Genomic DNA, 23,317 nt, shown 5'->3' on the forward strand with positions numbered 1-23,317 from the left:
TCACTCTGCGAATGAACGCTGTGTTTTACCCTAATGGCTTCAGTATAGTCAACCGGTTGTTTATTAAATAAGCACTTCTCAGATTCATGCTGCGCCGCACACGCGAGCGGCGCTTTTCTAACCCGCTGAATCGGAGCCGTTATTCCATTTCACAGAGAAATGTAAAATTTCGTCTGTTCCGCAGCCGCCTGAATCAGCGCCTCACAGGGGGCAAATCGTTCACCGTGCTGCTGCGCGAGACGGTTCAGCCGGCTGATCATTTCCGCCGCGCCCAGTTTATCCATGTAGTGGAACGGCCCGCCCAGGAAAGGCGGAAAGCCGATGCCAAACACCGCCCCCACATCACCGTCCCGGGCGCTGCGAATTACCTGCTCATCGAGACAACGGGCGGCTTCATTCAGCATCATCATCACACAGCGTTCTGCAATCTGTGCCCCACTCTGCCTGGCCTGCGGCGTGACCTTCAGCAGGCTGTAAAGCGAGGCGTCCGGTTTTTTACGCTGCCAGCGCGGCAGGTCATAACGATAGAAGCCCCGGCCATTTTTACGACCCTTACGGCCATCCCTGATCACCGCATCAAACGCGGCGGGTGCGGCAAAGCGTTCACCATAGGCCTGATGCAGAATAGGGCTGATTTTGCTGCCGACATCAATGCCGACCTCATCAAGCAGCTGAAGCGGACCAACCGGAAAACCAGACTTCACCAGCGCCCGATCAATGTGTTCAATTGGCTCCCCCTCCAGCAGACAGCGCATCGCTTCATTTATATAGGGGGTCAGGATGCGGTTGACATAGAAACCCGGCTTGTCTGCGACGACGATCGGCGTCTTGCCCTGACTGCGCGCCAGTGCCACAACGGTAACCAGCGTCGAGGCCGAAGTATTCAGATGCGGGATCACCTCCACCAGCGGCATTTTTTCCACCGGACTGAAATAGTGCAGCCCGATGACATTCTCAGGACGCTGCGCCCCGGCGGCGATATCCGCAATCGGCAGTGAAGAGGTGTTGGAAACAAACAGGGTATGCGGCTGACAGTGTGCCTCAACGTCGTGCACCATCTGCTGCTTCAGGGCAAGATCTTCAAACACCGCTTCGATCACCACGTCGCGCTGCGAGAATCCCTGATAATCGATGCCGCCTGTGATGCGCGCCATCTGCTGCTGACGCGCTGCCGGGGTCAGCTGACGACGCCGGACCTTTTTGCTGAGCAGATCCCAGCTGGTTTTCAGCGCATGGCTGACGCCTTCCAGGCTGATATCTTTGATTCGCACCGGCAACCCGGCGTTGATCGCGGTGACGCTGGCAATGCCGCCGCCCATCAGCCCGCCGCCCAGCACCGCAACACGCTTCACGGTCGCGGGTTCAGCTTCACCGCCCCGCTCCTTTTTCATCGCCGTGGTGGCAAAGAAGAGTCCGCGCAGCGCAACGGACTCCGGCGTCATCGCCAGTTCGCCAAAGGCGCGCGCCTCCGCATCATGGCCGGCGCGGCTGCCCTGCTCCAGCCCGATGCGCACCACCTCAATCAGCCGTCTGGCGGCCGGATAGTTATCCTGCGTTTTCGCCGCGGTCTGGCGTTTCGCCAGCGCAAACAGCGCCTGGCGGGCGACCGGGCCATGCAGCAGCCGATCGCGCAGCGGCAGGACGCGTCCGCTGACCTTGCCCTTTTTCACCCGCGCAATCGCGGTCTCCAGCAGGATCGGGCGGGGAACCGCATCATCGACGACGCCGAGCTTTCGCGCCTGCTTCGCGCGCAGACTTTTGCCGGTCAGCATCAGCGGCAGCGCCCGCTGAACGCCGATTAAACGCGGCAGCCGCTGCGTCCCGCCAGAGCCAGGCAGCAGGCCGAGCTGTATCTCCGGCAAGCCGAGGCGGGTTTTATCATCCAGCGAGCAGATGCGCGCATCACAGGCCAGCGCCAGTTCCAGTCCACCGCCCAGGCAGGCCCCATGAATGGCCGCCACCACCGGAAAAGGCAACGCGTCGATCATCGCCATCACTTCCTGGCCCTGCTTCGCCAGCGCTTCAGCTTCCTGCGCACTCTGGCAGCGGTCAATCATGCTGATGTCCGCGCCCGCGATAAAATTGTCCGTTTTGCCGGAGATCAGGACCAGTCCCGCCAGTTGCGGATCGCGTCGCGCTTCCGCAATGATGGCGGCAATCTGGCCAGCAAATTCCGCTTTCAGGGTGTTCATCTTCTCGCCAGGGACATCAATCGTGATAATGCCGACGTGATCCTGGCGCATCGTCAGCTGAAAGGCATTCTGCTCCATTATTCGGCCTCCAGAACCATTGCCGCACCCAGACCACCCGCCGCGCAGGCGGTGACCAGTCCCAGCCCGCCACCACGGCGGCGCAGTTCATTAAGCGTCTGGGTAATCATACGCGCGCCCGTGGCGGCAAAAGGATGGCCATAGGCGATGGAACCGCCCAGCACGTTAAAACGCTCTTCGTTGACCTCGCCCAGCGCATGCGGCCGGTTCAGCACCTCACGGGCGAAACGTTCGTCACGAAACAGCTGCAGATTGCTCAGCGTCTGGGCCGCGAACGCCTCATGCATATCTATCAGCGTCAGATCGGCCAGGCTCACCCCGGCACGATCCAGCGCCAGCGGCGAAGCATAGGCTGGCCCCAGCAGCATGTCCTGCTGGACATCAATGGCGGTAAACGCGTAGCTGCGCAGGTAGCCCAGCGGCGTGACGCCCAGTTCCCTGGCGCGCCCTTCCCGCATCAGAATGACGGCTGCCGCGCCATCCGTCAGCGGCGTGCTGTTGGCGGCGGTAACGCTGCCGTGCTGGCGGTCAAAGGCGGGACGCAGTCGGGCGTAATCCTCTGCTTTAGCGTTCATCCGCACGTTATTGTCCTGATCGATTGCGGCTTTCCACGGCGGTACAAAGGCTGCCATGACTTCCTGATTCAGTACCCCGGATTGCCAGGCTCTGGCGGCATGCTGATGGGAGCGGAGCGCCAGCGCATCCTGAGCCTCACGGGTGATACCGTAGCTTTTCGCCATCTGCTCGGCCGTGTCCCCCATCCGCAGGCCGGTCGAGTATTCCGCCACCGCAGGCGGCACCGGCAGCAGGTCGCGCGGACGCAGCCGTTTAAGGATATGCAGTTTCTGCCCCAGGCTGCGGGCCTTGTTGAGATCCACCAGCGCGCGGGCCAGCGTTTTAGTGACCCCAATCGGCAACACTGACGAGGAGTCTGCCCCGCCGGCAATAGCGGCAGAAACCGTACCCGCCATCAGGCTCTCTGCCACATTCGCCACCGCCTGAAAACTGGTGGCGCAGGCACGGCTGACGCTGTAGGCGTCGGTATTCACATTCAGCCCGCTGCTTAAGACAATTTCACGCGCAATGTTTGGCGCTTCCGGCATCTGTACCACCTGACCAAATACCAGCAGCTCAATCACGTCAGCCGGTAACTCACTGCGCGCCATTAATTCGCTGACCACCATCCGTCCCAGCTCAATGGAGGGAATGCCATGAAAGCCGGTCGCCTGGCGTAAGAAAGGGGTTCGTAACCCGTGGGTAATTGCGATGCGTTCGCCATCACGCGTCAGCAGCGGCTGCGCTTTGCTCATTATTCTCACCTGTAGCCGGGACTGTGGCATCATTGCCTGAAGAGGTCTGACCTGATCAGTGTTAACCACAAGCGGGTGAGCCGCCAATAGCAGAAAGGAAAAAGTGAGAAGGGAAACACGAAATTGAAAAACGCCGCGCTGAGGCGGCGTAAGAGGCGTTAACGCAGGCCGAGCTGGAAAATCAGGGTTTCAGCCTGGCAGCTGAAGGTGAAATCGATATCCAGCTGCACGCCCTGATCGACATCGCTGAACCGGACGTCAATCACACAGGGTTCCGATTCCACCTGACGGGCACGCTCAGTCAGCCGGGCGGCTTTGGCTTCCGCATCCTGTCGCTGCGGGAACCACTCTGACCAGCTGGCGGTGCAGTCGGTATTATCCATTACGGTGCCGACATCAACGCAGCAGCAGGCAGCGGTTTCGGTCGCACTGCATTTTTTAATGGCATCAGTCATCTTTATCTCCTGCCCCGGCTTCGGGTGAGTTAAGCGATTTTATGGCCGGAATTTTACCCGCTTGCGATAAGATGCGCCACGCGACTGTGGCTAAGTGACGAATATCACAATAAAAATTGATCCAGAACAAACTGGAATCGGTATGCTGTCTTCACCAGGGTGCTTTTTGTTATGCAGATCGAATTTTAAGCGATCAACTCTGAAATATTTTAAAAACAATATTGCAACTTGCACACAGGTCGGACCTATACTCTCCGCACTGGTCTGATATGTGCGTTTACCGTCAGTCCCTACAATCCGCCGTCCTTTGTTACGCGACGTTATAGCGTTAAATAATAATTCACATGAGGTTGTGGTCATGAACCATAAGAACCTGTTCGCAAAGTCAGCCGTGGCGGCTGCAGTGGCGCTTGTCTCTTCACACGTTTACGCAGCTGGGTTTCAGTTAAATGAGTTCTCTACGATTGGTTTAGGTCGCGCCTACTCAGGCGAAGGGGCAATGGGTGATACGGCGGCATCCGCCAGCCGTAACCCGGCAACGATGGCGTTAATGGATCGCCCGGAGTTTTCCATCGGGGCGGTTTATATTGACCCGGATGTGGATATCACGGGCCGTAGTCCGACGGGTCGCAGCCTGGATGCCAGCAATATCGCCCCGAATCAGTGGATACCCAATATTCATTACGTTCAGCCCATCAACGATCAGTGGTGGATTGGCGCATCGGCAACCTCTAACTATGGCTTAGCAACAGAGTTTAATAATGGTTACACCGCTGGCGGCTACGGCGGCAAAACGGACCTGATGACCGGCAACTTAAACCTCAGCACCGCTTACCGGTTTAATGAGCACTTCAGCGTGGGCGTCGGTTTTGATGCGGTTTATGCTAAAGCGAAAATTGAACGCTATGCCGGTGAATCAGGCGCGAGACTGGGCGTGCCGGCTGATACACAGGTTGCCCATCTGAAAGGCGACGAGTGGGGCTACGGCTGGAATGCCGGTATCCTGTATGAAGTGGATGAAAATAACCGCTTCGGCTTCAGCTATCGTTCAGAGGTGAAGATCGACTTTGATGGCGATTACAAAAGTAATCTGTCCTCCCGTCTGAATGCGGTCAACAACCCGGAAGTGTCAGGCGTGCCTTTTGGTACCAACGGCACGACGGTTCCGGGCGCGTTAACCCTGAATCTGCCGGAGATGTGGGAAGTGTCGGGCTGGCATAAAGTGGCTCCGCAGTGGGCGGTTCACTACAGCATGGCGTACACCAGCTGGAGTCAGTTCCAGGAGCTGAAAGCCACCGGTTCTCAGGGCCAGACGCTGTTCTATAAAGATGAAAGCTTCCACGATGCCTACCGTATCGCGCTGGGCACCACCTATTTCTACGACAGCAACTGGACGTTCCGCACCGGTATCGCATTTGATGACAGCCCGGTGCCAGCCGATAAACGCTCTATCTCCATCCCGGATCAGGATCGTTTATGGCTGAGTGCGGGTACGTCGTATGCCTTCAACGATAACGCCTCGGTCGATCTGGGCATCTCCTATATGCACGGACAGAAAGTGACGGTAAAAGAAGGTCCTTATACCTTTAACTCAGAAGGCAAGGCCTGGCTTTACGGCGCGAACTTTAACTACAAGTTCTGACCGGCGGGTGGGATTCAAAAAGGCGACTCGGATGAGTCGCCTTCAGACTGCTGACCTATTCCAACTGATGCCCCGCAGGCGCGGGTACAGAGATTCTCACTCCACCACATATTTCTTCATCATGGTAACCCCGCTCGCATAGCTAAGTTTCATCCTCACCTTTTACGGACTCCCCCATTACAGATTTATAGCGGCTTGCATGGGTAACACACAGCCATATTTGCGCTGGCTGATGCTAACAATGGTTTATCCCCGGTCACGTGGGCAACACCTCATACCACGCCTGACACTCAGTTCCGTTTAGACATTTCGCTCCACACTGAGCTGTGTGCAAGCCCCCCATTCAGCCCGGCTGCTGCGCCCTTTTCCGTAACTATCAACTTGATCCAACCCGGATGGAGACGGTATATCTCCTCTGGCACCAGCCACGGATAACTGAACAAGGTGGATTAAGATGTTGGAAGTCTTGAAGTGGAAGCCTGATTACGGCTTCACTGAAAGTGACAGTATTCGATATACGCGATCCACCAAGCCAGTTACCACAGGCTCTAGGTGTTTGCTGATTTATGATCCCCCCCGAAAAAGCCGTCTTGCTGGGTAGTTTTTTTCATTCACAGGACAAGAGATTACGCGCGAATAAAAAGACCTCAGGAAGTTCATTTTTGAAGCAGATATGATTAACGATAAGATAGACCTGTATTTAGACTAAACCTAATCCATAGGCGGGGATATTTCTCAATACATCTTTCATCTGTGGACATTTCATCAAAGCACAGCAGATCAGAATCTTCATCGGTTCCTCTGTCGATACGGTACCCCTTACCAAAGTCCATAATGACTATACTGTAATAATCAGCTTCGCTTTTATTCGGCATACCGTATTTAGCCTTAATCATGCCCTTATTTGCTTCCCACCAAGCTATCTGACGGCTTTTCAGGTATGGAAAATGCCTGACAAGCATAACGTTTCTATGAACAGCTACAATCTCAACTGGTGTCAAACACTGCCAGAGTAGATAACCACAGGCAGCAACCACAGCTACTCCCGCAATCAGTCGCTTATTCACTCAGCCTCCCGCTAATTTCCACGGTCGTATTCATCTCGGTGATAAACGGCCTGTAGCCGTATTCATCCCAGCGCTGAAGCGTGAACCACAACCGGAAGATACGAAATTTCCGGTATAACGGGTTCAGCATATCATCATCATCAAGACCAAAGTGATCCTGAATATGATAATGCACCTTTGCCCTAAAACTCTCTCCCTCAACTTCCAACGACTCCAGCGTAATATGCGTCGACCAGGTATCATGGACGGTAATCACCAGCCCATTAGTGCGGTCTATAAGATGGTCAAATTTAGGAAGGACAGCAGCACTTAAGTCCTTAAAGTTACCCTTCACATCAAATAATTTGTCCTTTTTATCGAGCGGAATAAATCCATATTCGTAATTAATGGCAGGTGTCAAAATATCTCGAATTAATAGCAAAGAGCTTTGCTCGGAATGGTCATTCAGAATTTGCTCTTTCAGCGCCCTGTCCAGTAGCGGGCTACTGTACGGTGTGCCGCTATTGTCCTGCATGTGGGTGATCATCTCGGTGATGACGTTTTTGTATGGCCCCTGAAAGGAGAACAGCTTCGCCAGCTCCCGGAACTCATCAAACATTAGCCGTGCGCTATCCTCCCGGCTGACCACGATCGGCGCATTCTCCGTCAGGCTACCGTGATAAAATCCGCCATATGGACTTGCGGGCGTTGACGGGACAAGGGTCAGCGTATACGGGTTCACTTTGGCCGAAACGTCCATCAGGCCAAAGCGTCCTTTCAGCGCCTCCTCGCACAGATCACCATGGAGCATGTCCTTCGCGCCGTAATCATTCATTGTCCGATTCGTGGCATAAATCAGCGCCGGAATGGGCAGGGGTTCGAGCCCCTTTTCCTTCGCCTCGGCCAGTCTCTTGATGCGGGTAGTTTCCTGTCGCTCTGCGACTCTGCCAGCATTGCAGGTACTTTCGTAGGTGTCTGTCTCGACTGCGGCAATGAACCGGGCGCGACACGGGCAGGAGCTGTAGCTGTCCAGCGAACCCGCCCACTCTTTCAACTCTCCACCCACCTCGTAAGTATCACCCATACCACCACAGACACGGAACCGTCCTTCATGCTTACCGCAGGTCACCGGATCGCCTGCCCTAACCTTTTGCCGCTCGATTCCGCCGATTTCGTAGGTATCATCGGATGCGCCAGCAAGAATACGTCCGCCACAGGTCGTTTTATCCAGGTGATACAAAAAGAATCCTGTTGTCATAATCCCTCACGTCATAATGGTATAAACGGTTTATCTCCGCTCACGAGGGGAACACTCTAAAAATATCCCGCTGATTACACAGCGTTTTTCACATCAGAATTTTCCGCCGAATTTTACATCCGGATCTGCCTCATATAAACAGTCATTCTCTGACACCAGATTTGTTTAAAACAGGCTCATAACGGAAGGCAGGAAGCTAATAGCAGACCTGGACAGGAAAAAGACAGGGCGTGACGGATCAGGTCAGAAGTAAGGACAGAGGAGAAAAACCGGCCCGAAGCAAAAACGAGGCAAACCGGACAGTCTGGGAAAGGCATAAAACGCTTATTTACGCTGACCCGGTCTTGAAGCAGACCGGGTCAGGCGCAGTCAACAAACTCAGAACAGTTTATGTGACACGCCCTCTTGAGGATCTCATAACGTTACTGCGCGTCGATATCCTTCAGGTCATCCTGAATCGCAGCGGCGTTTGGATTCTCTTCCGGCTTGAGTTTGCCGCCACGCGCCAGGAAGTCGTGACGCTGGAAGTAGGCGTTACGGATAAAGGCGTACGGATCGCTCTGCTGCTTCAGGATCGCATCGGAATCCAGCAGTTGCGCGCGGGTCTCAATCCCCTCCAGCGTCCACTTACCAATCGACATCGGCCAGGTCAGCCAGCCGAGGATCGGATAGAGAGTATCAACGTAGTCACCGCCATCCTGCCGTATAGTGAAGCTGCCGTAAGCCGGCAGCTCAACGTAAGGACCATAGCCGACACCATAGTGGCCCAGCGTGGTGCCGAAACGGTGCGGCTGTTCACGCGCCAGTTCCGGATTGGCTTTACCGGCGACGTCAATGAAACCACCCAGACCCAGCACACTGTTCAGGAAGAAACGGGTGAAGTGGATACCCGCATCGCGTCCGTCACCGACCAGAATGGCGTTAACCATGCTGGCGGGCTCTTCCAGGTTGCCGAGGAAATTGCTCAGGCCGGTTCGTGCAGGCACCGGCACATAGTCGCGCCAGGCGACAGCGACCGGACGCAGCACATAGGGATCCAGCACATTGTAGTTAAAGTTAAACATCGTGCGGTTAAAACCTTCGAAAGGATCGCTGCGCTGCGCAGGATCGCTATTTGACGGCTTTGAACTGGCACAACCTACCAGAAGGACGCTGGCCACAGCCAGGCTGGTCAGGCGATAATTCATTCCAATCTCCCTGTGCGGATGAAAAAGGGCTACCCATCGTTCAGGCACAGCCCGGCGTCGAATCGGCTTACCCGATGAGCATAGCTGACTTTATGCCAGAGGCAGCAGGCAATGGCACGCAGCGACCTGAACAGGATCGTTGATGACGTTCAGGGAAGCTGCTGATTAATCTCTACCACGATCGGCTGATGACCATCCCAGGGCGTCACGGCGCTCTCACCCAGCCAGTCACCCGGCTGCGGGGTGGCGCTGCCGTCGCGGGAGATACGTACCCGAACCGCGACCTGATGCTGCGCCGACAGCAGGCGATCCGGCATCATGGCATTGCTGTCATCCAGCGTCAGCGACAGCGGGAAGTGGCTCAGCGGCATGCGCTTCACCGCCACCGGCACCGGTGACGTCCCGTCAGAAACCGAAATATACAACACTCCGTCCTGCGGTAACATTTTTTCTGCCTGCGGGGTCAGCCGCACGGTCAGCGCCAGCTGACGGCTCTGCTCTCCGGCATCACTTCTCGCCTGCTCAATGCTGCGGGCGATCATCGCGCGTCGTGTGTCACCGGCAGGCAGCACGTTCAGCAGGGCCTGCCAGGCTTCAATCGCCTGATCGTACTGCTGCTGGCCGTAGGCGTTAAATGCCAGCAGACCAAGCGTACGCGGGTTTTGCGGCTCCGCTTTCAGCAGGGCGCGCAGCAGCAGTGACGCCTGACGGTTATCCTGCGGATCGGGAGAGCGCGTCAGCACCTCTGCATAATCCTGCTTCAGCGTCATATCGTTGGGTGAGAGCTGTAACGCATGCTCAAACGCCTGACTGGCGATATCAGCCTGATTCAGCACCATGCCAAGCCGCCCCAGCATGGTCCAGTCGGCCAGATTATCCGGTTCCGTTTGCAGGGCGGTACGCAATCCGAGCTCTAAACGTGCCAGCTCCTCCATGCTGAGCGGTCTGGCGCCGGGGTCCATCAGCCGCGCACGCAGCGCAGGGTACGCCTGCTGCACCTGCATCCAGCCGGTGTACTGCGTCAGTCCGCCGGTTTTCAGATAGGTTCCCAGCGATACCCCAATCAGCACGAGCAGGCCCGGCAGCAGAATCCAGCGGCTGCTGCTGTGGGACGGGAGGCTCTGCGCCGGCGGAATATCGGCCAGCAGCGTCTGCTGTAACTCGCGCTCCATTACCGGGCGCTCAGCAACAACGCCCTGCTCTTCATCCTGCGCCAGCTCATCGATCCGCTGATGGTAAAAGCGCTGATTGAGGCGATCGCGGTCGCCCGGGCTGGCCTGACGCTGCCGCCAGCCTGCGGCCAGGAACAGCGTGCAGGCCGCCAGCAGTAACAGAAAAAGGGTAATCCAGAATGCACTCATGACGGCTTCCTGTCTGACTTCAGTAAGGCATCGAGACGCTGTTGCTCAGCGTCATCCAGCGCACTGTGGGTGTGACGCCGACGGCTGCGCAGAATAATCACCGCGCCACCCAGCAGCACAAACAGCGCCGGGCCAGCCCACAGGATCAGCGTTGACGGGGTCAGCGGTGGCGAATAAGAGACGAAGTTGCCGTAGCGCGCCACCATGTAATCAATGATCTGCTGGCGGCTCTGCCCCTGCTTCATCAGCTCATAAACTTTCAGCCGCATGTCGGCGGCAATCATGGCATTCGAGTCGGCGATGCTGTTGTTCTGACATTTCGGACAGCGCAGTGATGCGGTGAGGTCACGGTATTGCGCCTCCTGAGCCGGAGAGTCAAATTGCAGTGTGTCGATGGTCGCCCACAGATTGATGCTGAACAGCAGGCCACAGACCAGTAACAGCGATCTCATGATCCCACCTCCGCACTGTATTTCATCCACAACGGTTTCACTTCCTGCTCCCAAACGCGCGCGTTGAGATCGCCGGCGTGGCGATAGCGGATAATCCCTTTACCGTCGATCAGAAAAGTTTCCGGTGCGCCATAAACGCCGAGGTCGAGTCCCAGCATGCCGCTGCCATCGTAGAGACTCAGGGCGTACGGATTGCCCAGCGTGTTCAGCCAGTTAACCGCCTTATGGCGATCGTCTTTATAGTTCAGGCCGACCACCCGAATGCCCTGCTCCGCCAGCGTATTCAGATAGTGATGTTCGGCGCGGCAGGTCGGACACCAGGTTGCCCAGACGTTCAGCAGTATCGGCCTGCCATCGGTCAGCACGCGCTGGTCGTAGGTTTTGCCGGGCTGGTCGAGCGCTTCCAGCCGGAACAGCGGCACCGGTTTACCGATCAGCGCCGATTCAAGACGGGTCGGATCGTCGCCATCCGCATTGCGGGTCAGCTGCCACAGCAGCGCCGCTGCCAGCAGCAGAAACAGCACCAGCGGGATAAACAGGATTTTCTTGTTCATGCGCGCTCCTCACGTGCGGCTTTTTTGCGCGAGCGATAGCGGGGATCCCACAGGCAGAACAGGCCCCCCAGCGCCATCAGTACGCCGCCAGCCCAGATCCAGCGGACAAAGGGTTTGTAGTAGATACGCACCGCCCAGCCGCCATCCTCCAGCTCCTCGCCCAGCGCTGCATAGAGATCGCGGCTGAAACCCCCATCAATCGCCGCTTCGGTCATCATGGTTCGGGCCGCGGTATAGAAGCGTTTTTCCGCCTGCAGCGTCGCTTCCGGTTTCCCGTTGCGCGTGACATCGATAATCCCCATGCCCCCGCTGTAGTTAGGCCCCTGCAGGTTCTGCACGCCACGGAAGACAAAGTGATAGTGATGAATGTCCACGCTATCCCCCGCCCGCATCCGCACGTCGCGCTCCACGCTGTACTGCGTGCTGAAGGCGATACCGATCACCGTGACCCCGACGCCAAGGTGGCCCAGCACCATGCCCCAGTGGCTACGGGAGAGGTGACGCAGCCCGGTCAGAAACGGATGGCGATGCGTGGCGCGTTCGTGCAGTTCCAGCAGCGTCAGCACAATGATCCAGAGGGACATCAGTAAGCCCACCACGGTCATCGCCGCAATGCGATCCTGCAGCCACCAGGGAATCATCATCGAACAGGCCAGGGTAATGAGCAGCGCCAGGGCCAGCCGTTTGGCCAGTTTCTGCGGTTCATCGCGCCGCCAGCGTATCAGCGGCCCGATCCCCATCAGCAGCGCAAACGGCGCCATCAGCCAGCTGAACATCGTATTGAAGAACGGCTCACCCACCGAAATGCTGCCCAGTCCCAGCTGCTTGTGCACCAGCGGCAACAGCGTGCCGAGCAGTACCACCAGCATGGCCGCAATCAGCAGCACATTGTTGCCCAGCAGAAAGGATTCCCGTGACCAGGTTTCGTTCTGTACCCGGCTCCGCACCTGCCCCCCTTTGATCGCATAGAGCAGCAGCGAACTGCCGATGACAATCACCAGAAACGCGAGGATAAACATGCCGCGCGCCGGATCGGAAGCGAACGAGTGGACCGACACCAGCACGCCGGAGCGCACCAGGAACGTACCGAGCAGGCTGAGCGAAAAGGCGGTGATCGCCAGCAGCACGGTCCAGGCCTTAAAGGTGCCACGCTTTTCGGTGACGGCCAGCGAGTGGATCAGCGCCGTGCCCGCCAGCCACGGCATGAACGAGGCGTTCTCTACCGGATCCCAGAACCACCAGCCGCCCCAGCCCAGTTCGTAATAGGCCCAGGCCGAGCCCAGCACAATGCCGATAGTCAGGAAGACCCAGGCCGCGGTGGTCCAGGGACGCGACCAGCGCGCCCACGCGGTATCGAGCCGTCCGGCCATCAGCGAAGCGATGGCAAACGCAAAGGCCACCGAGAATCCGACATAACCCATATAGAGCAGCGGCGGATGGAAGATCAGGCCGATATCCTGCAGCATCGGGTTCAGGTCGTGCCCGTCTACAGGGAAGTCGGGCAGCGTGCGGGCAAACGGATTCGACGTCAGCAGGATAAACAGCAGGAAGCCGAGATTGATCATCCCCATAACCGCCAGCACGCGCGCCAGCGCGTCCTGTGGCATACCGCGACTGAAGATCGCCACGGCTAAGGTCCAGGTGCTGAGCAGCAACACCCACAGCAGCAGCGATCCCTCATGCGCGCCCCAGGTGGCGGCAATGCGGTAGTAGACCGGCAGCAGGCTGTTGGAGTTGGTGACAACATAGGCCACGGTAAAATCGTTGCAGATAAAAGCCCAGACCAGCAGCATAAAGGCCGCAGCGATGCAGACAAACAGCCCGCAGGCCAGCGGGCGCGCCATCGCCATCAGCCGCGCATCCTGACGAATTGCGCCCCAGAGCGGATAGCTGCTGAGCAGCAGCGCCAGCCCCAGCGCCAGACAAAGCAGAAAAGTCCCGGTTTCCGGCATCATGATGATTTATTTCCCGCCTGATACTGTGACTGCGGGCCGTTGTGATTGCTCTTCATCGCGTCTTCTATCTCCGGCGGCGTATATTTCTCATCGTGTTTGGCCAGCACTTCTCTGGCAACGATCTGGTTACCGTCCGCCAGCACGCCCTGCGCCACGACGCCCTGCCCTTCCCGGAACAGATCCGGCAGGATGCCTTCAAAACTGACGCTGACGACGCCGCGCGCATCATAAAGTTTAAACGTTACCGCCAGGCTGTTCGGGTCCCGGTGCACGCTGCCGGGCATCACCATGCCACCGACGCGCAGCCGCTGGCCCGCCTCCGGCTTCTCATGCGCCTCGCCTTTGCCATAGAGGATTTCACCCGGGGTATAAAACAGATCGATGTTTGAGCGCAGCGCATACATCACCAGCGCGGTGGCCAGGCCCAGGCCAAGCAGAATCGCAACGGCCGCACAGAGGCGATTGCGTCGACGGCTATTCACACACTCTCTCCTGCCGCTTCAGCCGCGGCTTTTCTGGATTTAGCTGCCCGGATGCGACGTTCACGCGCATCACGCTGGCGGATCTCCGCCAGCAGGCGGCGGCGCAGTAACAGGGTATGCAGCGTCAGTCCCGCCAGCGGAAGCAGCGTGCAGGCCACCGCCAGCCAGACGTAAAAGGCGTAGCCGCCCATGGCAAAAAAGGCGTGCCAGGAGGAAAAGGCCGGCGTCATTTCTGCTCTCCCCGTTTTGCGACGTCAAGAGCCCAGGGGCGATGGCGTTCCGTTAACAGAATCAGGTTGCGCAGCCGCATCAGCGTCAGCGTGATAAACAGCAGCAGATAACCGAGGATGGCCCAGCGCAGCGGCGTTCGCATCACCGGCGCAATCGCCTGCTGAAGGATGCCGGACGAGCCCTGATGCAGGGTATTCCACCACTGCACCGAGAAGTGGATGATGGGCAGGTTGACCACGCCGACCAGAATCAGGACGCCGGCGGCCCGGCCTGCGGTGCGGCGGTCATCGAACGCGTGCCAGAGTGCAATCACGCCCATATAGAGGAAAAGTAACACCAGCTCCGAGGTGAGGCGTGCATCCCAGATCCACCAGGTTCCCCACATCGGTTTGCCCCACGCGGAACCGGTGACCAGCGCAATAAAGGTAAAGACCGCGCCTACGGGTGCCATGGCGGCGGAAACCAGATCGGCCATTTTCATCTGCCACACCAGACCGGTAAACGCCGCGACGGCCATGGCGGCATAGATGCCCATCGACCACATGGCAGCGGGCACATGGATATACATGATGCGAAAACTGTCACCCTGCTGATAGTCAGCGGGAGCAAATCCAAATCCCCAGATCCAGCCCAGCAGTAATGTCGCCACGCCGGCTATCGCAAACCAGGGCACCAGGCGCCCCGAAAGCTGATAGAGCCGTTCGGGCCGGGCCAGCTGATGTAACGCTTTCCACATATCAAATGCTCACATTAACGATAAAAAAGGCCGCGTCTTTTTATGCGCGGTTACTGCAACGTAATCCGTAACGCCGCCGCCGTGGCAAACGGCGAGAGCGTGGCGCTGCCTGCCAGCATCGCGCCAAGAATCGCCAGATAGCCACCCATCGGCAGGCCCTGACTGGCGGCTTCCATCGCGGCACTGGCGAAGATCAACACCGGAATCGCCAGCGGCAACACCAGCAGGCTGAGCAATACCCCACCCCGGCGTAATCCCACCGTCAGCCCGACGCCGATGGCACCGAGAAAACTCAGAGTGGGCGTGCCGAGCAGCAGCGTCAGGGCCATCGCCCGCCAGCCATTGAAATCCAGCGACAGCAGCAGCGCCGCCAGCGGCGACAGGATAATCAGCGGCAGACCGGTGATCAGCCAGTGTGCCACGACTTTGCCGATGACCGTCACCGGCAGCGGCGCAGGCAACAGCAGGAGCTGCTCAAGCGAACCGTCGCTGAAATCGTCGCGAAACAGGCGCTCCAGCGCCAGCAGCGACGCCAGCAGCGCCGCCACCCAGGCGACACCCGGCGCAATGCGCGCCAGCTGCTGCGGATCAGGTCCGATGCCCAGCGGAAACAGGGTAATCACAATCAGGAAAAACCACAGCGGATTGACCACATCAGCGCCGCCGCGAAAGGCGATACGCAATTCACGCTGAATCAGGCGAAACAGCATCAGCTTGCCTCCGCATCGCCGAGGCGAATTTTACGCACCCGCGCGGCCGCAGCGGGTAGATCCTGGTGGGTTGTCAGGATCACGGCGCCCCCGTTATCGGCATGGGCGGCAAATCTGGCCATTAATTTTTCAACCCCCGCTTTGTCGATGGCGGTCAGCGGCTCATCCAGGATCCAGACACGGGCCTGGCTGAGCCAGAGGCGCGCCAGCGCGACGCGACGCTGCTGACCCGCCGACAACCGGCTTACCGGCACCTCTTCGTCACCCGTGAGGTCTACACTGTCAAGCGCAGCAAAGATCTGCGCGTCACTGCAGTCAGGATGGTAGAACCGCAGATTTTCCAGCGGCGTGAGGACGCCTTTGACGCCGGGATGATGGCCCAGATAAAGCATCGCCTGATGCCAGGCGTCGCGCTGCCGCAGGATCGGCTGCTGCTGCCAGCGTATCTCACCCTGCTCAGGACGGCTCAGCCCTGCCAACAGTCGCAGTAGCGAGGTTTTACCGGCACCGTTGGGGCCTTCAATCTGCACAATGTCACCGGCAGAGACGCGAAATGAGAGCTGCTGAAACAGCGCGCGTTCATCGTATGCACAAGTGAGCGTAATGATTTCCAACATCGAGGGGGGAATCGCACCAGCTAAAAGTGGCCGGGATATTACCACAATGTTGCTAAGGGCCGAAGTCTGAGCCGCTGCTCAGGCGCGCTGTCAGGGGTTTATTCGTGCGGTCTGGTGCTGAGTCTGAATAAAAATGCAGGTATGAAAAAGCTTGTTACGCTTATTCGCATCGATCGTTACATAATTGGCAAATAAAAAACAGCTACGCTTATTACGCCACAGCACTATCACCAGGAGAAAATATGAAGCCTTCATCAGGTAATGAACAGGGTCCTAACGACGTCGATAGCGAAGAGAAGGACAAGGGCACTGACATCGAAGTCGATGAGGAGGCATTACCCTCCCGCGCCGCGGCGATCCATGAAGAGATCCGTCAGGATGGGGAGAAAGAGCTGGAGCGTGACGGGATGGCCCTGCTCTGGTCAGCCATTGCCGCAGGCCTCTCCATGAGTGCCTCACTGATGGCGAAGGGGATATTTAAGGTCCACCTTGATGGCGTGCCGGGTGCATTTCTGCTGGAAAATCTCGGCTACACCTTTGGCTTTGTCATCGTCATCATGGCGCGCCAGCAGTTATTTACCGAAAACACCGTCACGGCAGTGCTGCCGGTCATGCACAAACCGACCTGGGGTAATGGCGGTCTGCTGTTACGGTTATGGGGTATTGTCCTGCTGGGCAACCTGATCGGTACGGCACTGGGTGCGCTGGCCTTCAACGAGATGCCCATTTTTGACGAGGCGACCCGCCAGGCCTTTACCGACATCAGCATGAAAGTGATGGAGAACTCGCCCGGCTCGATGTTTGCCAACGCCGTCATTTCCGGCTGGATTATCGCCACCATGGTCTGGATGTTCCCCTCTGCGGGCGGGGCCAAACTGGTGGTCATTGTCATGATGACCTGGCTGGTTGCGCTGGGCGATCTGGCGCACATCGTGGTGGGATCGGTGGAGGTACTCTATCTGGTCTTCAATGGCAGCATCAGCTGGCATGAGTTCCTCTGGCCGTTTGCCCTGCCTACCCTGCTCGGCAACATCACCGGCGGCACCCTGATTTTTGCGCTGATCAGTCACGCACAGATCCGTAATGACATGAGTGAAGCGGCGGTCGCCAAAGCGAAGGCGGAAAAGCGCAGGCAGGAGAAGCGTCGTGAGCGTGAAGAGCGCGGAGAAAAAGAGGAAGGTGCTGAATAACTGTCGTCAGGTAAAAAAGTGCAGCGCAGAAGGATTTGCGCTGCACGTGTTATCTGGCCCCTGCATGAAAAAAGTGGTCTCAAAAGAGAGGCTGAACAGCGACATTGCTGACGTAATGAGCAAACGCGCGGCGACCTGATGAATCTCATCGCCTGTTTCGCTATACTGCGTGCCGCTGTCCCCTTAGTTAAATGGATATAAAAAAAACAAGAATCTAATCCAATATAAACAGTAATTTAAATCATAAAATTCACTTACATATGTACTCATATATGTACGCAAATTTTTAAAACCTTTACCTTTGCTATAAAGTTTTTGAGAAGTTTACCGATATCATTCTTTGCGAATGACCTATAGTTTGTTTATGTGGGTTTCAAGGCTTTATCATTTCGTTTCGATTGTCTTGCTTTGGAGCATAGTTGGAGTATGATTCTCATCCACTTTATGGAAAACAAAATTCATCATGTCGCACATTGAACCTGAAGCGAAGTTAACTCTCATTGAGAACGACGCTAATTTTACAGATGTTTATGCTGAAATTGCAGGCGTGACAGAGTATCGCATCGATGACAATCATTACGTTAACCTCTCATTTCTTACTAACAGAGTGACATCGCATGCCGACGAAAACGGTGTGCCAGTGGCATCACAGGTAGTGATTAAAAAGGTTGCATCAGTAACAATGTCTCACGATAGAGCTGTGGCTCTTCGCGATGCACTCGTTTCAAACTTGAAAGATACACCAGATCTTAAGGGGTAACTTATGACTTCTTTAGTCGCGTGTTTCGTATCAACTTTTTCTACAACTGCTGTGCATAGCTCTATTGAAGCAGTTGATTTCAGAAGCAACAAAGTCCGTAGCATCGAGCATACTTCTTTCGTTAGATGTGATTCTTTTAGAAATTATCCTATGGATGAGATAAGCGCGTCTTTGGCTTCTGGTGATATCACCATACCTTCTCATCTGCAAACTGTTGATGAGATTGATGAATGGATCATGAGCCTGTAGTTGTTGACGCTAAGCTGACTAACCACTTCAAGACCCGTTATCAGGGTTTCCCTCCTAAAAATCGCCGTAAAATAAGTGCGTTTATCCTGCATCTTATGAAGAATGGCTATGACGGGCTTGAAGGAAGAAACAAATTTTCAGACGACATTGACCATGACGATCCTGAATTTGTTAGCAAAGCTAGGTTTGTCAACAAACACTGCTTGTGGCATTACCATATTGGTATTCATCATTATGATGAGGAGTCGAAATTTGGAGATAGAACTTCCATGTTCGTGCTTCATTACACACGCCATGAATTTGGTGTAGTGAGAGTAGTTCATATGTCACCACACCCACCCTTCACGCTTCCTACTCTCGAAATGTTTACGTAGTCATTATTATAAGAGCTTGTTTTATAATTATAAACTTCCGGACGGATTATCAGAGTGTCTATAGATGCATGTAATGCGGCAAAAAGCAGATTGCTCTTGCTTCAAATAATGGCACTGTAAGTTTCATAGGCCGATTCAAACTCAGTCGTCACCTTTCCCAACACCACGATCCCCTCCAGCGCATTCCCTTCTAACGTCTCACCATCCTGAGTGATGATGCCCGTACTGAACAATTTACCCAGCTGCGGATAGTCGTCGAACTGGAATGCGACCGTGTCGCCCGGGCGAGCCTGCAGCGATCGGTCGATAAGAGCGAATCCACCTGGCGTTTCTATGCGGATCATATGGTCCGGGTGAGGAGCAAACAGCCTGTTGAGGTCGAGACGGCTCTCGACGTAATCCTGCGCCGGTGACTGAAATCCCATGACTACCTCACATATCCCATATTACGCAGGGCGTAGGTGCGGTTGTCACCGTTCTCTGTCGCCAGTTCCATGAACATATTCTGTTCGCGACGTATCCACTGGTTGCACTGATGCAGCGTCCAGTGATGGTTTGCGGCCTCCAGCTTCGCCTGAAATGCGCTGGTTGTTACTATCTGCCGCCCCAGCCGGTCCAGCGTTATCGCCTGTACGAATGCAGGCTTTATCTCGTAGTCTCGCGCCATCAGTAATCCTCCTCCGATGAATACTGTATGGATAAACAGTAATATCGAACAGTGGATTTGATCAAGGCGAAACGAGTAGCAAAATTGTAAAGCTGCGGATGGTGCTGAATTTATGCTCTATAGCCCGGGCGCTGCATAGTTTTGCATGGCGAACATACATAACGTGCTCATGTTTCACTATTGCCATATTCATCACTATCTAATGGCCAGGAACACTGTATGGTGCGCCTGTCAGCGAATGCTGATACTGAGATTTTTCCTTTTTTGTACCAATTGATGCCTGCGTAACGCGGGCTTTTTTGGCTTTAAGCTTTGAGCGCTTCGGTTATTCAAAATAGTGCTGACTTTACTAAAGGTTTTCGACAATGAGCCGTTAACAATGGTGGAGCTTAGCTCCTCACCTGAAGTGAGAAAACAAAAGACATACGCTGTTACTTGCCCGTGAGATGCGGGCTTTTTTTTGCACACGCGGTGCTGTTCGGTTAACCCCCCCTCTGATGAAATCAACCCTAAAGAACCTGGCCGGCTGACCGATACCATTTTTGAGAGTAGTGCTCTCAACTCTGATTATTGGTGACCCCTGCTTGAGTCAGCCCGCTTGACGCGGGCTTATTTTTCTGAACTCCTGAAAATACTTCCCGCTTACGCTTGTCATACTAGCTCACTCCCCTACCATGTGACTGTTGTGTACAGGCCCGCGCTCCTACCGCTGGCTGAAGAGGCGCATGGCTGGCTCGCCTTAAACCTCGTCACAATCATGAGATGCCTCAAAAGAGTATCAATAGCCCAACCACGACTTATGCCTGCCACCCGCCTCGGGGGCAGGCATTTTTTTCAGGTCAATGTTATTGCTGTAAATTATTTGTTAAAAAAACAGGCGTGATCTGACTTATGGCATATAATTGCCGCTGGTATCTACCCTGGTACCATAATAATAGCTGGGTACACCTTTCCCGCTGCCCTGTTCCGGACAGCGGTTTTTTTTGCTTCCCGAAAGGTTAGTTCCACCTATTGATAGGATTTACGCTTTCTTAACAAACAAATAATTACTATGGGTTATCATATATGGGTAACACACAGCAGCTGTGTTGCGTACAAGAAGTTTCTAACGCTCGAATTTTATGCCCGCGCTTTGCGGGCTTTTTTTGCCCGCCGCTTGGCTCTGGCTGAAACAGTAACCTACGCTGACAATACCCACCCCGTAAACTCGCTGAGACGAGAGCGGAACATACCTTGCCCGGTCGCCGGGCTTTTTTATCCATCCAAGCCGTCAAGATCTTTCAACCGGACTCCCATTGCCTTAATAATCTCGGACTGTGCGTCGATGATTTTCTGCTGGGCCTGTAGCGCCTGAGCCAGCTTAGCAATCATCGGGATGTGGTTAAGGTAATATGCCGTGTCGTTATTGGGATCGGCCTCAATATCATAATCATCCGGCAATCCTTTCCCGCTGACACATTCAGGAGATACCTTAACCAGGTCATTAGCAATGAAACCCAACTGTTCTGCTGTCTCCGGAATAATGCCACGAGCCTTCATTTTAAAATCAGCTGGGCGCCACTTAAGAACTTCCGCAAGAGCCTCACTCGCGTCTTCACGGTAGGTGATATCTTTCTTCAGCCCTTTATCTGATGTACTTGATAGCGTAACGTTACCGACCTTACTGGTATCCACCCATGCCTCAAGCTGGGCTGAAGAATTCCAGTAAAACTGCCAGGTATTAGGTTGATAAACTCCGGAAGCACCTTGTTTTCCTCTTATCCCTCGCACTTGATCCAGCATGCTATCAGCCATCGTTATAATGCCTCCGGTCGATGTCCCCCTGGCAATATTTAGATTTCCATCTGAAGCGTTTAACCCCCACAACGCATTCGCATCGCCATTACCTCGATATAAGTTAATGCCTCCTGAATAAGACGCACCACCGACGCGTAAACCGCCATTGATGCGAAAAGATATATTTCCTGAACCAGCGCTAACTTCAATCGCCTGCGCTTCGGTATGAATGATCCTTGCCGTATAATCGGCTGTCGAATTGTTATAATGAAAATCTATAAAGGGGGTTGCAGCTGTCAGCTCAATTGCTGGCGTTGTCAGTGCAGCTGTCATGGCAACAGAGCCATCTCGCTTAATTAAGCCACCCCATGCCGGACCTGTGTACTGGCTGCCGTCTGGAAGCGTTACTGTCACGTTTCCGGTGCCGCTGAAAATCTGCTGCCAGTTAGCTTTATCAAGATTAAGCCCGCGAATAGCCCTGGCTACATCAGCCGCTACCTGCGCAGTAATCCCGACAAGGGCCGCATTAGGTACAGCTGTCCACGCAATACCTGATGCGGTCGGGCCGTTATATGCTGTAGTCAGTGTCACGCCGGTAGCCGAGTTCACCGACTGCACTCCGAGCGTATAGGTGACACCACCTACTATAGCAACGATGAAGTCGTTCGCTTTAAGCTCAGCTGTAAATGATGTTCCTGAGCCTGTCACAGCCGTTGAGTTATTCGTTAATGCGATAGTGCCTGCTGGCATAGCTTTCTCCGGGCAATAAAAAACCCGGCACGGTGGCCGGGTTTATTGATTTGAGTTATTTACTATTTCTGGCAGGTGCTCTCGGTGAAGTTTGACTTTGATACCCACTTCCATCCGAAGGGATTGCCTGCGAAATATTTAGTCTGGTTCGCCTCAGTTTTAACATCGTAGATTGGCACATTGACATCCTGCCCGCCAATTCTGGCAATCGCCGTGCATTTCACAGGAGGTAGAGCCTGACATCCGGCCAGTGAGGTAAGAGCCATCAGCAAAAGAATCTTCATCATTTAATCATCCTTGTTTAGTTTGATGCTTTATACCTTTAAAGCCTCAACTCATCAATTAAATTGATGGATTTCAAGGATCGATTTTATTAATACCTCTGAACGTTAACCGCTACAAGACGGTTTCGGTAGTTAGTTAATGTACCTGTACCTCCGCCCCCGGTATTGAGGTTGCCGATATATCCACTGGTGATCTGTGTCGTGCTGCCATTGAACCTTGCACTGCTCGCATACTGGGCAACAACCGGATAAACCTGCCCACCCTGACTCACTGTTCCTGAGTAATTCCCGGTATAAGCCGGTGCAACGGCCCACTCCCCTGAGATAGAGAAATTAGCGTTTAACCCCGATCCTGAATCCGAGCCCTCATCTCCCAGCTTCTGGACATCACGCAATACTTTGGTTTCGTTTGTCAGTATACATCGCCCCTGAGAGTCATTGATTTGAATCCCCCAGGCGGGAACAGGCTGGAACTGATAGCCAAAAATGTAAACGTTAACTGTTCTTGCCTCGCCAGCACAGCGTAAACCCCAAACCCCTCCGGATAATTCTAGGGCCTCACACGTGCTTGAACGATTCCCTTGAGCGCCATTACTGTTAACAAACACAAACCTGATGACATTGTCATTATTAAACAGGTTAATGACAGTGCCGCTTCCGGACACAGAAGGCACATTAAGCACGCGCTTTTCAAGAAGGGTTAATGGCATTGTGTCGCCAATGTAAAATGGTACTCCTGCTGAGTCTGTCAGCATTGCTCCATAGGACATATCACCTCACGAATACCAGTATGTTTCCCGGAACGTTAGGAAAAGTTCCCACAGAATAGTCTGAGCCTGATACCTGACTCACTAAGACGTTAGAGCCGCTGACGTAAATCTTCTTTCTGCCATTGCCATTCCTGTCGCCACTGGCCTGAAAAAGATAATCGAGAGAATAACCGGTAGGCAGTGCGAATGACTGATTGTAATTACTGGTAGCATCAATCGACATAACGCCGA

Annotated in this window: 25 protein-coding genes; 5 read left to right on the top strand and 20 right to left on the bottom strand. The window is 55.0% G+C overall.

Annotated elements, in window-relative coordinates:
* Nucleotides 1-149 precede the first annotated feature (149 nt).
* The 3 genes from fadJ to AC6I7A_RS13185 form a co-directional block, all read right to left on the bottom strand.
* Entirely contained in the window at nt 150-2,270 is a 2,121-nt protein-coding gene (gene fadJ, locus AC6I7A_RS13175) for a fatty acid oxidation complex subunit alpha FadJ (protein WP_058956864.1), read from the bottom strand.
* Complete coding sequence (gene fadI / locus AC6I7A_RS13180) at nt 2,270-3,580, bottom strand: acetyl-CoA C-acyltransferase FadI (RefSeq protein WP_058956863.1); 1,311 nt, start codon at nt 3,578-3,580, stop codon at nt 2,270-2,272. Before fadI ends, fadJ begins: the two co-directional genes overlap by 1 nt.
* A gap of 158 nt (nt 3,581-3,738) precedes the next feature.
* Nucleotides 3,739-4,035 carry a YfcZ/YiiS family protein gene (locus tag AC6I7A_RS13185; protein ID WP_009088938.1) on the bottom strand — a complete coding sequence of 99 codons (297 nt, stop codon included), beginning with the start codon at nt 4,033-4,035 and terminating at the stop codon, nt 3,739-3,741.
* Nucleotides 4,036-4,393: 358 nt separating this feature from the next.
* Here AC6I7A_RS13185 and fadL point away from each other — a divergent pair, with 358 nt between their 5' ends.
* The gene (fadL, locus tag AC6I7A_RS13190; RefSeq protein WP_046102298.1) at nt 4,394-5,677 is read left to right on the top strand and encodes a long-chain fatty acid transporter FadL; all 1,284 of its coding nucleotides are present in this window, start codon (nt 4,394-4,396) and stop codon (nt 5,675-5,677) included.
* Nucleotides 5,678-6,354: 677 nt separating this feature from the next.
* On the opposite strand, the gene AC6I7A_RS13195 is transcribed toward fadL, so the two are convergent.
* From AC6I7A_RS13195 to ccmA, 12 genes are all read right to left on the bottom strand, one after another.
* On the bottom strand, nt 6,355-6,744 hold the full coding sequence (locus tag AC6I7A_RS13195; protein ID WP_058956862.1) for a DUF943 family protein: 390 nt from the start codon (nt 6,742-6,744) through the stop codon (nt 6,355-6,357).
* Nucleotides 6,737-7,981: a PAAR domain-containing protein gene (locus AC6I7A_RS13200; RefSeq protein WP_058956861.1), complete on the bottom strand. Its 1,245-nt coding sequence runs from the start codon at nt 7,979-7,981 to the stop codon at nt 6,737-6,739. The genes AC6I7A_RS13195 and AC6I7A_RS13200 overlap by 8 nt, the downstream gene beginning before the upstream one ends.
* Before the next feature lie 422 nt (nt 7,982-8,403).
* Nucleotides 8,404-9,168, bottom strand: a complete 765-nt coding sequence (mlaA, locus tag AC6I7A_RS13205; protein ID WP_009088933.1) for a phospholipid-binding lipoprotein MlaA — start codon at nt 9,166-9,168, stop codon at nt 8,404-8,406.
* A 149-nt stretch (nt 9,169-9,317) separates the two neighbouring features.
* On the bottom strand, nt 9,318-10,529 hold the full coding sequence (gene ccmI, locus AC6I7A_RS13210) for a c-type cytochrome biogenesis protein CcmI (RefSeq protein ID WP_058956860.1): 1,212 nt from the start codon (nt 10,527-10,529) through the stop codon (nt 9,318-9,320).
* The gene (locus AC6I7A_RS13215) at nt 10,526-10,981 is read right to left on the bottom strand and encodes a cytochrome c-type biogenesis protein (protein ID WP_181161922.1); all 456 of its coding nucleotides are present in this window, start codon (nt 10,979-10,981) and stop codon (nt 10,526-10,528) included. The genes ccmI and AC6I7A_RS13215 overlap by 4 nt, the downstream gene beginning before the upstream one ends.
* Nucleotides 10,978-11,535, bottom strand: a complete 558-nt coding sequence (locus AC6I7A_RS13220; protein WP_058956859.1) for a DsbE family thiol:disulfide interchange protein — start codon at nt 11,533-11,535, stop codon at nt 10,978-10,980. Before AC6I7A_RS13220 ends, AC6I7A_RS13215 begins: the two co-directional genes overlap by 4 nt.
* Complete coding sequence (locus AC6I7A_RS13225; RefSeq protein WP_058956858.1) at nt 11,532-13,490, bottom strand: heme lyase CcmF/NrfE family subunit; 1,959 nt, start codon at nt 13,488-13,490, stop codon at nt 11,532-11,534. The genes AC6I7A_RS13220 and AC6I7A_RS13225 overlap by 4 nt, the downstream gene beginning before the upstream one ends.
* Nucleotides 13,487-13,972 (bottom strand): cytochrome c maturation protein CcmE, encoded by a 486-nt coding sequence (gene ccmE, locus AC6I7A_RS13230; protein WP_009088922.1) that lies wholly within the window; start codon nt 13,970-13,972, stop codon nt 13,487-13,489. Before ccmE ends, AC6I7A_RS13225 begins: the two co-directional genes overlap by 4 nt.
* Nucleotides 13,969-14,202, bottom strand: coding sequence for a heme exporter protein CcmD (gene ccmD / locus AC6I7A_RS13235; protein ID WP_009088921.1), 234 nt, complete (start codon nt 14,200-14,202; stop codon nt 13,969-13,971). The genes ccmE and ccmD overlap by 4 nt, the downstream gene beginning before the upstream one ends.
* Nucleotides 14,199-14,939, bottom strand: a complete 741-nt coding sequence (locus AC6I7A_RS13240; RefSeq protein ID WP_058956857.1) for a heme ABC transporter permease — start codon at nt 14,937-14,939, stop codon at nt 14,199-14,201. Before AC6I7A_RS13240 ends, ccmD begins: the two co-directional genes overlap by 4 nt.
* Before the next feature lie 50 nt (nt 14,940-14,989).
* Nucleotides 14,990-15,649, bottom strand: coding sequence for a heme exporter protein CcmB (ccmB, locus tag AC6I7A_RS13245; protein ID WP_058956856.1), 660 nt, complete (start codon nt 15,647-15,649; stop codon nt 14,990-14,992).
* Complete coding sequence (ccmA, locus tag AC6I7A_RS13250) at nt 15,649-16,266, bottom strand: cytochrome c biogenesis heme-transporting ATPase CcmA (RefSeq protein WP_009088917.1); 618 nt, start codon at nt 16,264-16,266, stop codon at nt 15,649-15,651. Before ccmA ends, ccmB begins: the two co-directional genes overlap by 1 nt.
* A 242-nt stretch (nt 16,267-16,508) precedes the next feature.
* Here ccmA and AC6I7A_RS13255 point away from each other — a divergent pair, with 242 nt between their 5' ends.
* The 4 genes from AC6I7A_RS13255 (at nt 16,509) to AC6I7A_RS13270 (ending at nt 18,839) form a co-directional block, all read left to right on the top strand.
* On the top strand, nt 16,509-17,456 hold the full coding sequence (locus tag AC6I7A_RS13255; RefSeq protein ID WP_009088915.1) for a formate/nitrite transporter family protein: 948 nt from the start codon (nt 16,509-16,511) through the stop codon (nt 17,454-17,456).
* Between the two features lie 463 nt (nt 17,457-17,919).
* On the top strand, nt 17,920-18,216 hold the full coding sequence (locus AC6I7A_RS13260) for a hypothetical protein (protein ID WP_058956855.1): 297 nt from the start codon (nt 17,920-17,922) through the stop codon (nt 18,214-18,216).
* Nucleotides 18,217-18,219: 3 nt separating this feature from the next.
* Entirely contained in the window at nt 18,220-18,465 is a 246-nt protein-coding gene (locus tag AC6I7A_RS13265; protein ID WP_153009181.1) for a hypothetical protein, read from the top strand.
* Complete coding sequence (locus tag AC6I7A_RS13270; protein WP_072215471.1) at nt 18,447-18,839, top strand: hypothetical protein; 393 nt, start codon at nt 18,447-18,449, stop codon at nt 18,837-18,839. The genes AC6I7A_RS13265 and AC6I7A_RS13270 overlap by 19 nt, the downstream gene beginning before the upstream one ends.
* 101 nt (nt 18,840-18,940) lie before the next feature.
* Here the strand turns inward: AC6I7A_RS13270 and AC6I7A_RS13275 are convergent, their stop codons facing one another.
* The 5 genes from AC6I7A_RS13275 to AC6I7A_RS13295 all read right to left on the bottom strand — a co-directional run bounded on the left by AC6I7A_RS13275 (nt 18,941) and on the right by AC6I7A_RS13295 (nt 23,086).
* The gene (locus tag AC6I7A_RS13275) at nt 18,941-19,264 is read right to left on the bottom strand and encodes a S24/S26 family peptidase (protein ID WP_058956854.1); all 324 of its coding nucleotides are present in this window, start codon (nt 19,262-19,264) and stop codon (nt 18,941-18,943) included.
* A gap of 2 nt (nt 19,265-19,266) precedes the next feature.
* Nucleotides 19,267-19,506, bottom strand: a complete 240-nt coding sequence (locus AC6I7A_RS13280; RefSeq protein ID WP_058956853.1) for a hypothetical protein — start codon at nt 19,504-19,506, stop codon at nt 19,267-19,269.
* Nucleotides 19,507-20,760: 1,254 nt separating this feature from the next.
* Nucleotides 20,761-22,032, bottom strand: coding sequence for a tail fiber domain-containing protein (locus tag AC6I7A_RS13285; RefSeq protein WP_064484502.1), 1,272 nt, complete (start codon nt 22,030-22,032; stop codon nt 20,761-20,763).
* 62 nt (nt 22,033-22,094) lie between these two features.
* Entirely contained in the window at nt 22,095-22,319 is a 225-nt protein-coding gene (cor, locus tag AC6I7A_RS13290; protein ID WP_058956852.1) for a phage exclusion lipoprotein Cor, read from the bottom strand.
* Between the two features lie 86 nt (nt 22,320-22,405).
* Entirely contained in the window at nt 22,406-23,086 is a 681-nt protein-coding gene (locus AC6I7A_RS13295) for a hypothetical protein (protein WP_153009180.1), read from the bottom strand.
* Nucleotides 23,087-23,317: the final 231 nt, after the last annotated feature.

The organism is Type-F symbiont of Plautia stali (assembly GCF_059731105.1).

Coding starts and splice junctions, on each gene's coding strand:
- ccmA (WP_009088917.1), bottom strand. CDS start 16,266: ATGTTGGAAATCATTACGCTCACTTGTGCATACGATGAACGCGCGCTG.
- AC6I7A_RS13255 (WP_009088915.1), top strand. CDS start 16,509: ATGAAGCCTTCATCAGGTAATGAACAGGGTCCTAACGACGTCGATAGC.
- AC6I7A_RS13185 (WP_009088938.1), bottom strand. CDS start 4,035: ATGACTGATGCCATTAAAAAATGCAGTGCGACCGAAACCGCTGCCTGC.
- AC6I7A_RS13215 (WP_181161922.1), bottom strand. CDS start 10,981: ATGAGATCGCTGTTACTGGTCTGTGGCCTGCTGTTCAGCATCAATCTG.
- AC6I7A_RS13270 (WP_072215471.1), top strand. CDS start 18,447: ATGGATCATGAGCCTGTAGTTGTTGACGCTAAGCTGACTAACCACTTC.
- AC6I7A_RS13295 (WP_153009180.1), bottom strand. CDS start 23,086: ATGTCCTATGGAGCAATGCTGACAGACTCAGCAGGAGTACCATTTTAC.
- cor (WP_058956852.1), bottom strand. CDS start 22,319: ATGATGAAGATTCTTTTGCTGATGGCTCTTACCTCACTGGCCGGATGT.
- AC6I7A_RS13265 (WP_153009181.1), top strand. CDS start 18,220: ATGACTTCTTTAGTCGCGTGTTTCGTATCAACTTTTTCTACAACTGCT.
- AC6I7A_RS13225 (WP_058956858.1), bottom strand. CDS start 13,490: ATGATGCCGGAAACCGGGACTTTTCTGCTTTGTCTGGCGCTGGGGCTG.
- ccmB (WP_058956856.1), bottom strand. CDS start 15,649: ATGCTGTTTCGCCTGATTCAGCGTGAATTGCGTATCGCCTTTCGCGGC.
- AC6I7A_RS13275 (WP_058956854.1), bottom strand. CDS start 19,264: ATGGGATTTCAGTCACCGGCGCAGGATTACGTCGAGAGCCGTCTCGAC.
- AC6I7A_RS13280 (WP_058956853.1), bottom strand. CDS start 19,506: ATGGCGCGAGACTACGAGATAAAGCCTGCATTCGTACAGGCGATAACG.
- mlaA (WP_009088933.1), bottom strand. CDS start 9,168: ATGAATTATCGCCTGACCAGCCTGGCTGTGGCCAGCGTCCTTCTGGTA.
- AC6I7A_RS13260 (WP_058956855.1), top strand. CDS start 17,920: ATGTCGCACATTGAACCTGAAGCGAAGTTAACTCTCATTGAGAACGAC.
- fadL (WP_046102298.1), top strand. CDS start 4,394: ATGAACCATAAGAACCTGTTCGCAAAGTCAGCCGTGGCGGCTGCAGTG.
- ccmI (WP_058956860.1), bottom strand. CDS start 10,529: ATGAGTGCATTCTGGATTACCCTTTTTCTGTTACTGCTGGCGGCCTGC.
- ccmD (WP_009088921.1), bottom strand. CDS start 14,202: ATGACGCCGGCCTTTTCCTCCTGGCACGCCTTTTTTGCCATGGGCGGC.
- AC6I7A_RS13240 (WP_058956857.1), bottom strand. CDS start 14,939: ATGTGGAAAGCGTTACATCAGCTGGCCCGGCCCGAACGGCTCTATCAG.
- fadI (WP_058956863.1), bottom strand. CDS start 3,580: ATGAGCAAAGCGCAGCCGCTGCTGACGCGTGATGGCGAACGCATCGCA.
- AC6I7A_RS13200 (WP_058956861.1), bottom strand. CDS start 7,981: ATGACAACAGGATTCTTTTTGTATCACCTGGATAAAACGACCTGTGGC.
- AC6I7A_RS13285 (WP_064484502.1), bottom strand. CDS start 22,032: ATGCCAGCAGGCACTATCGCATTAACGAATAACTCAACGGCTGTGACA.
- fadJ (WP_058956864.1), bottom strand. CDS start 2,270: ATGGAGCAGAATGCCTTTCAGCTGACGATGCGCCAGGATCACGTCGGC.
- AC6I7A_RS13220 (WP_058956859.1), bottom strand. CDS start 11,535: ATGAACAAGAAAATCCTGTTTATCCCGCTGGTGCTGTTTCTGCTGCTG.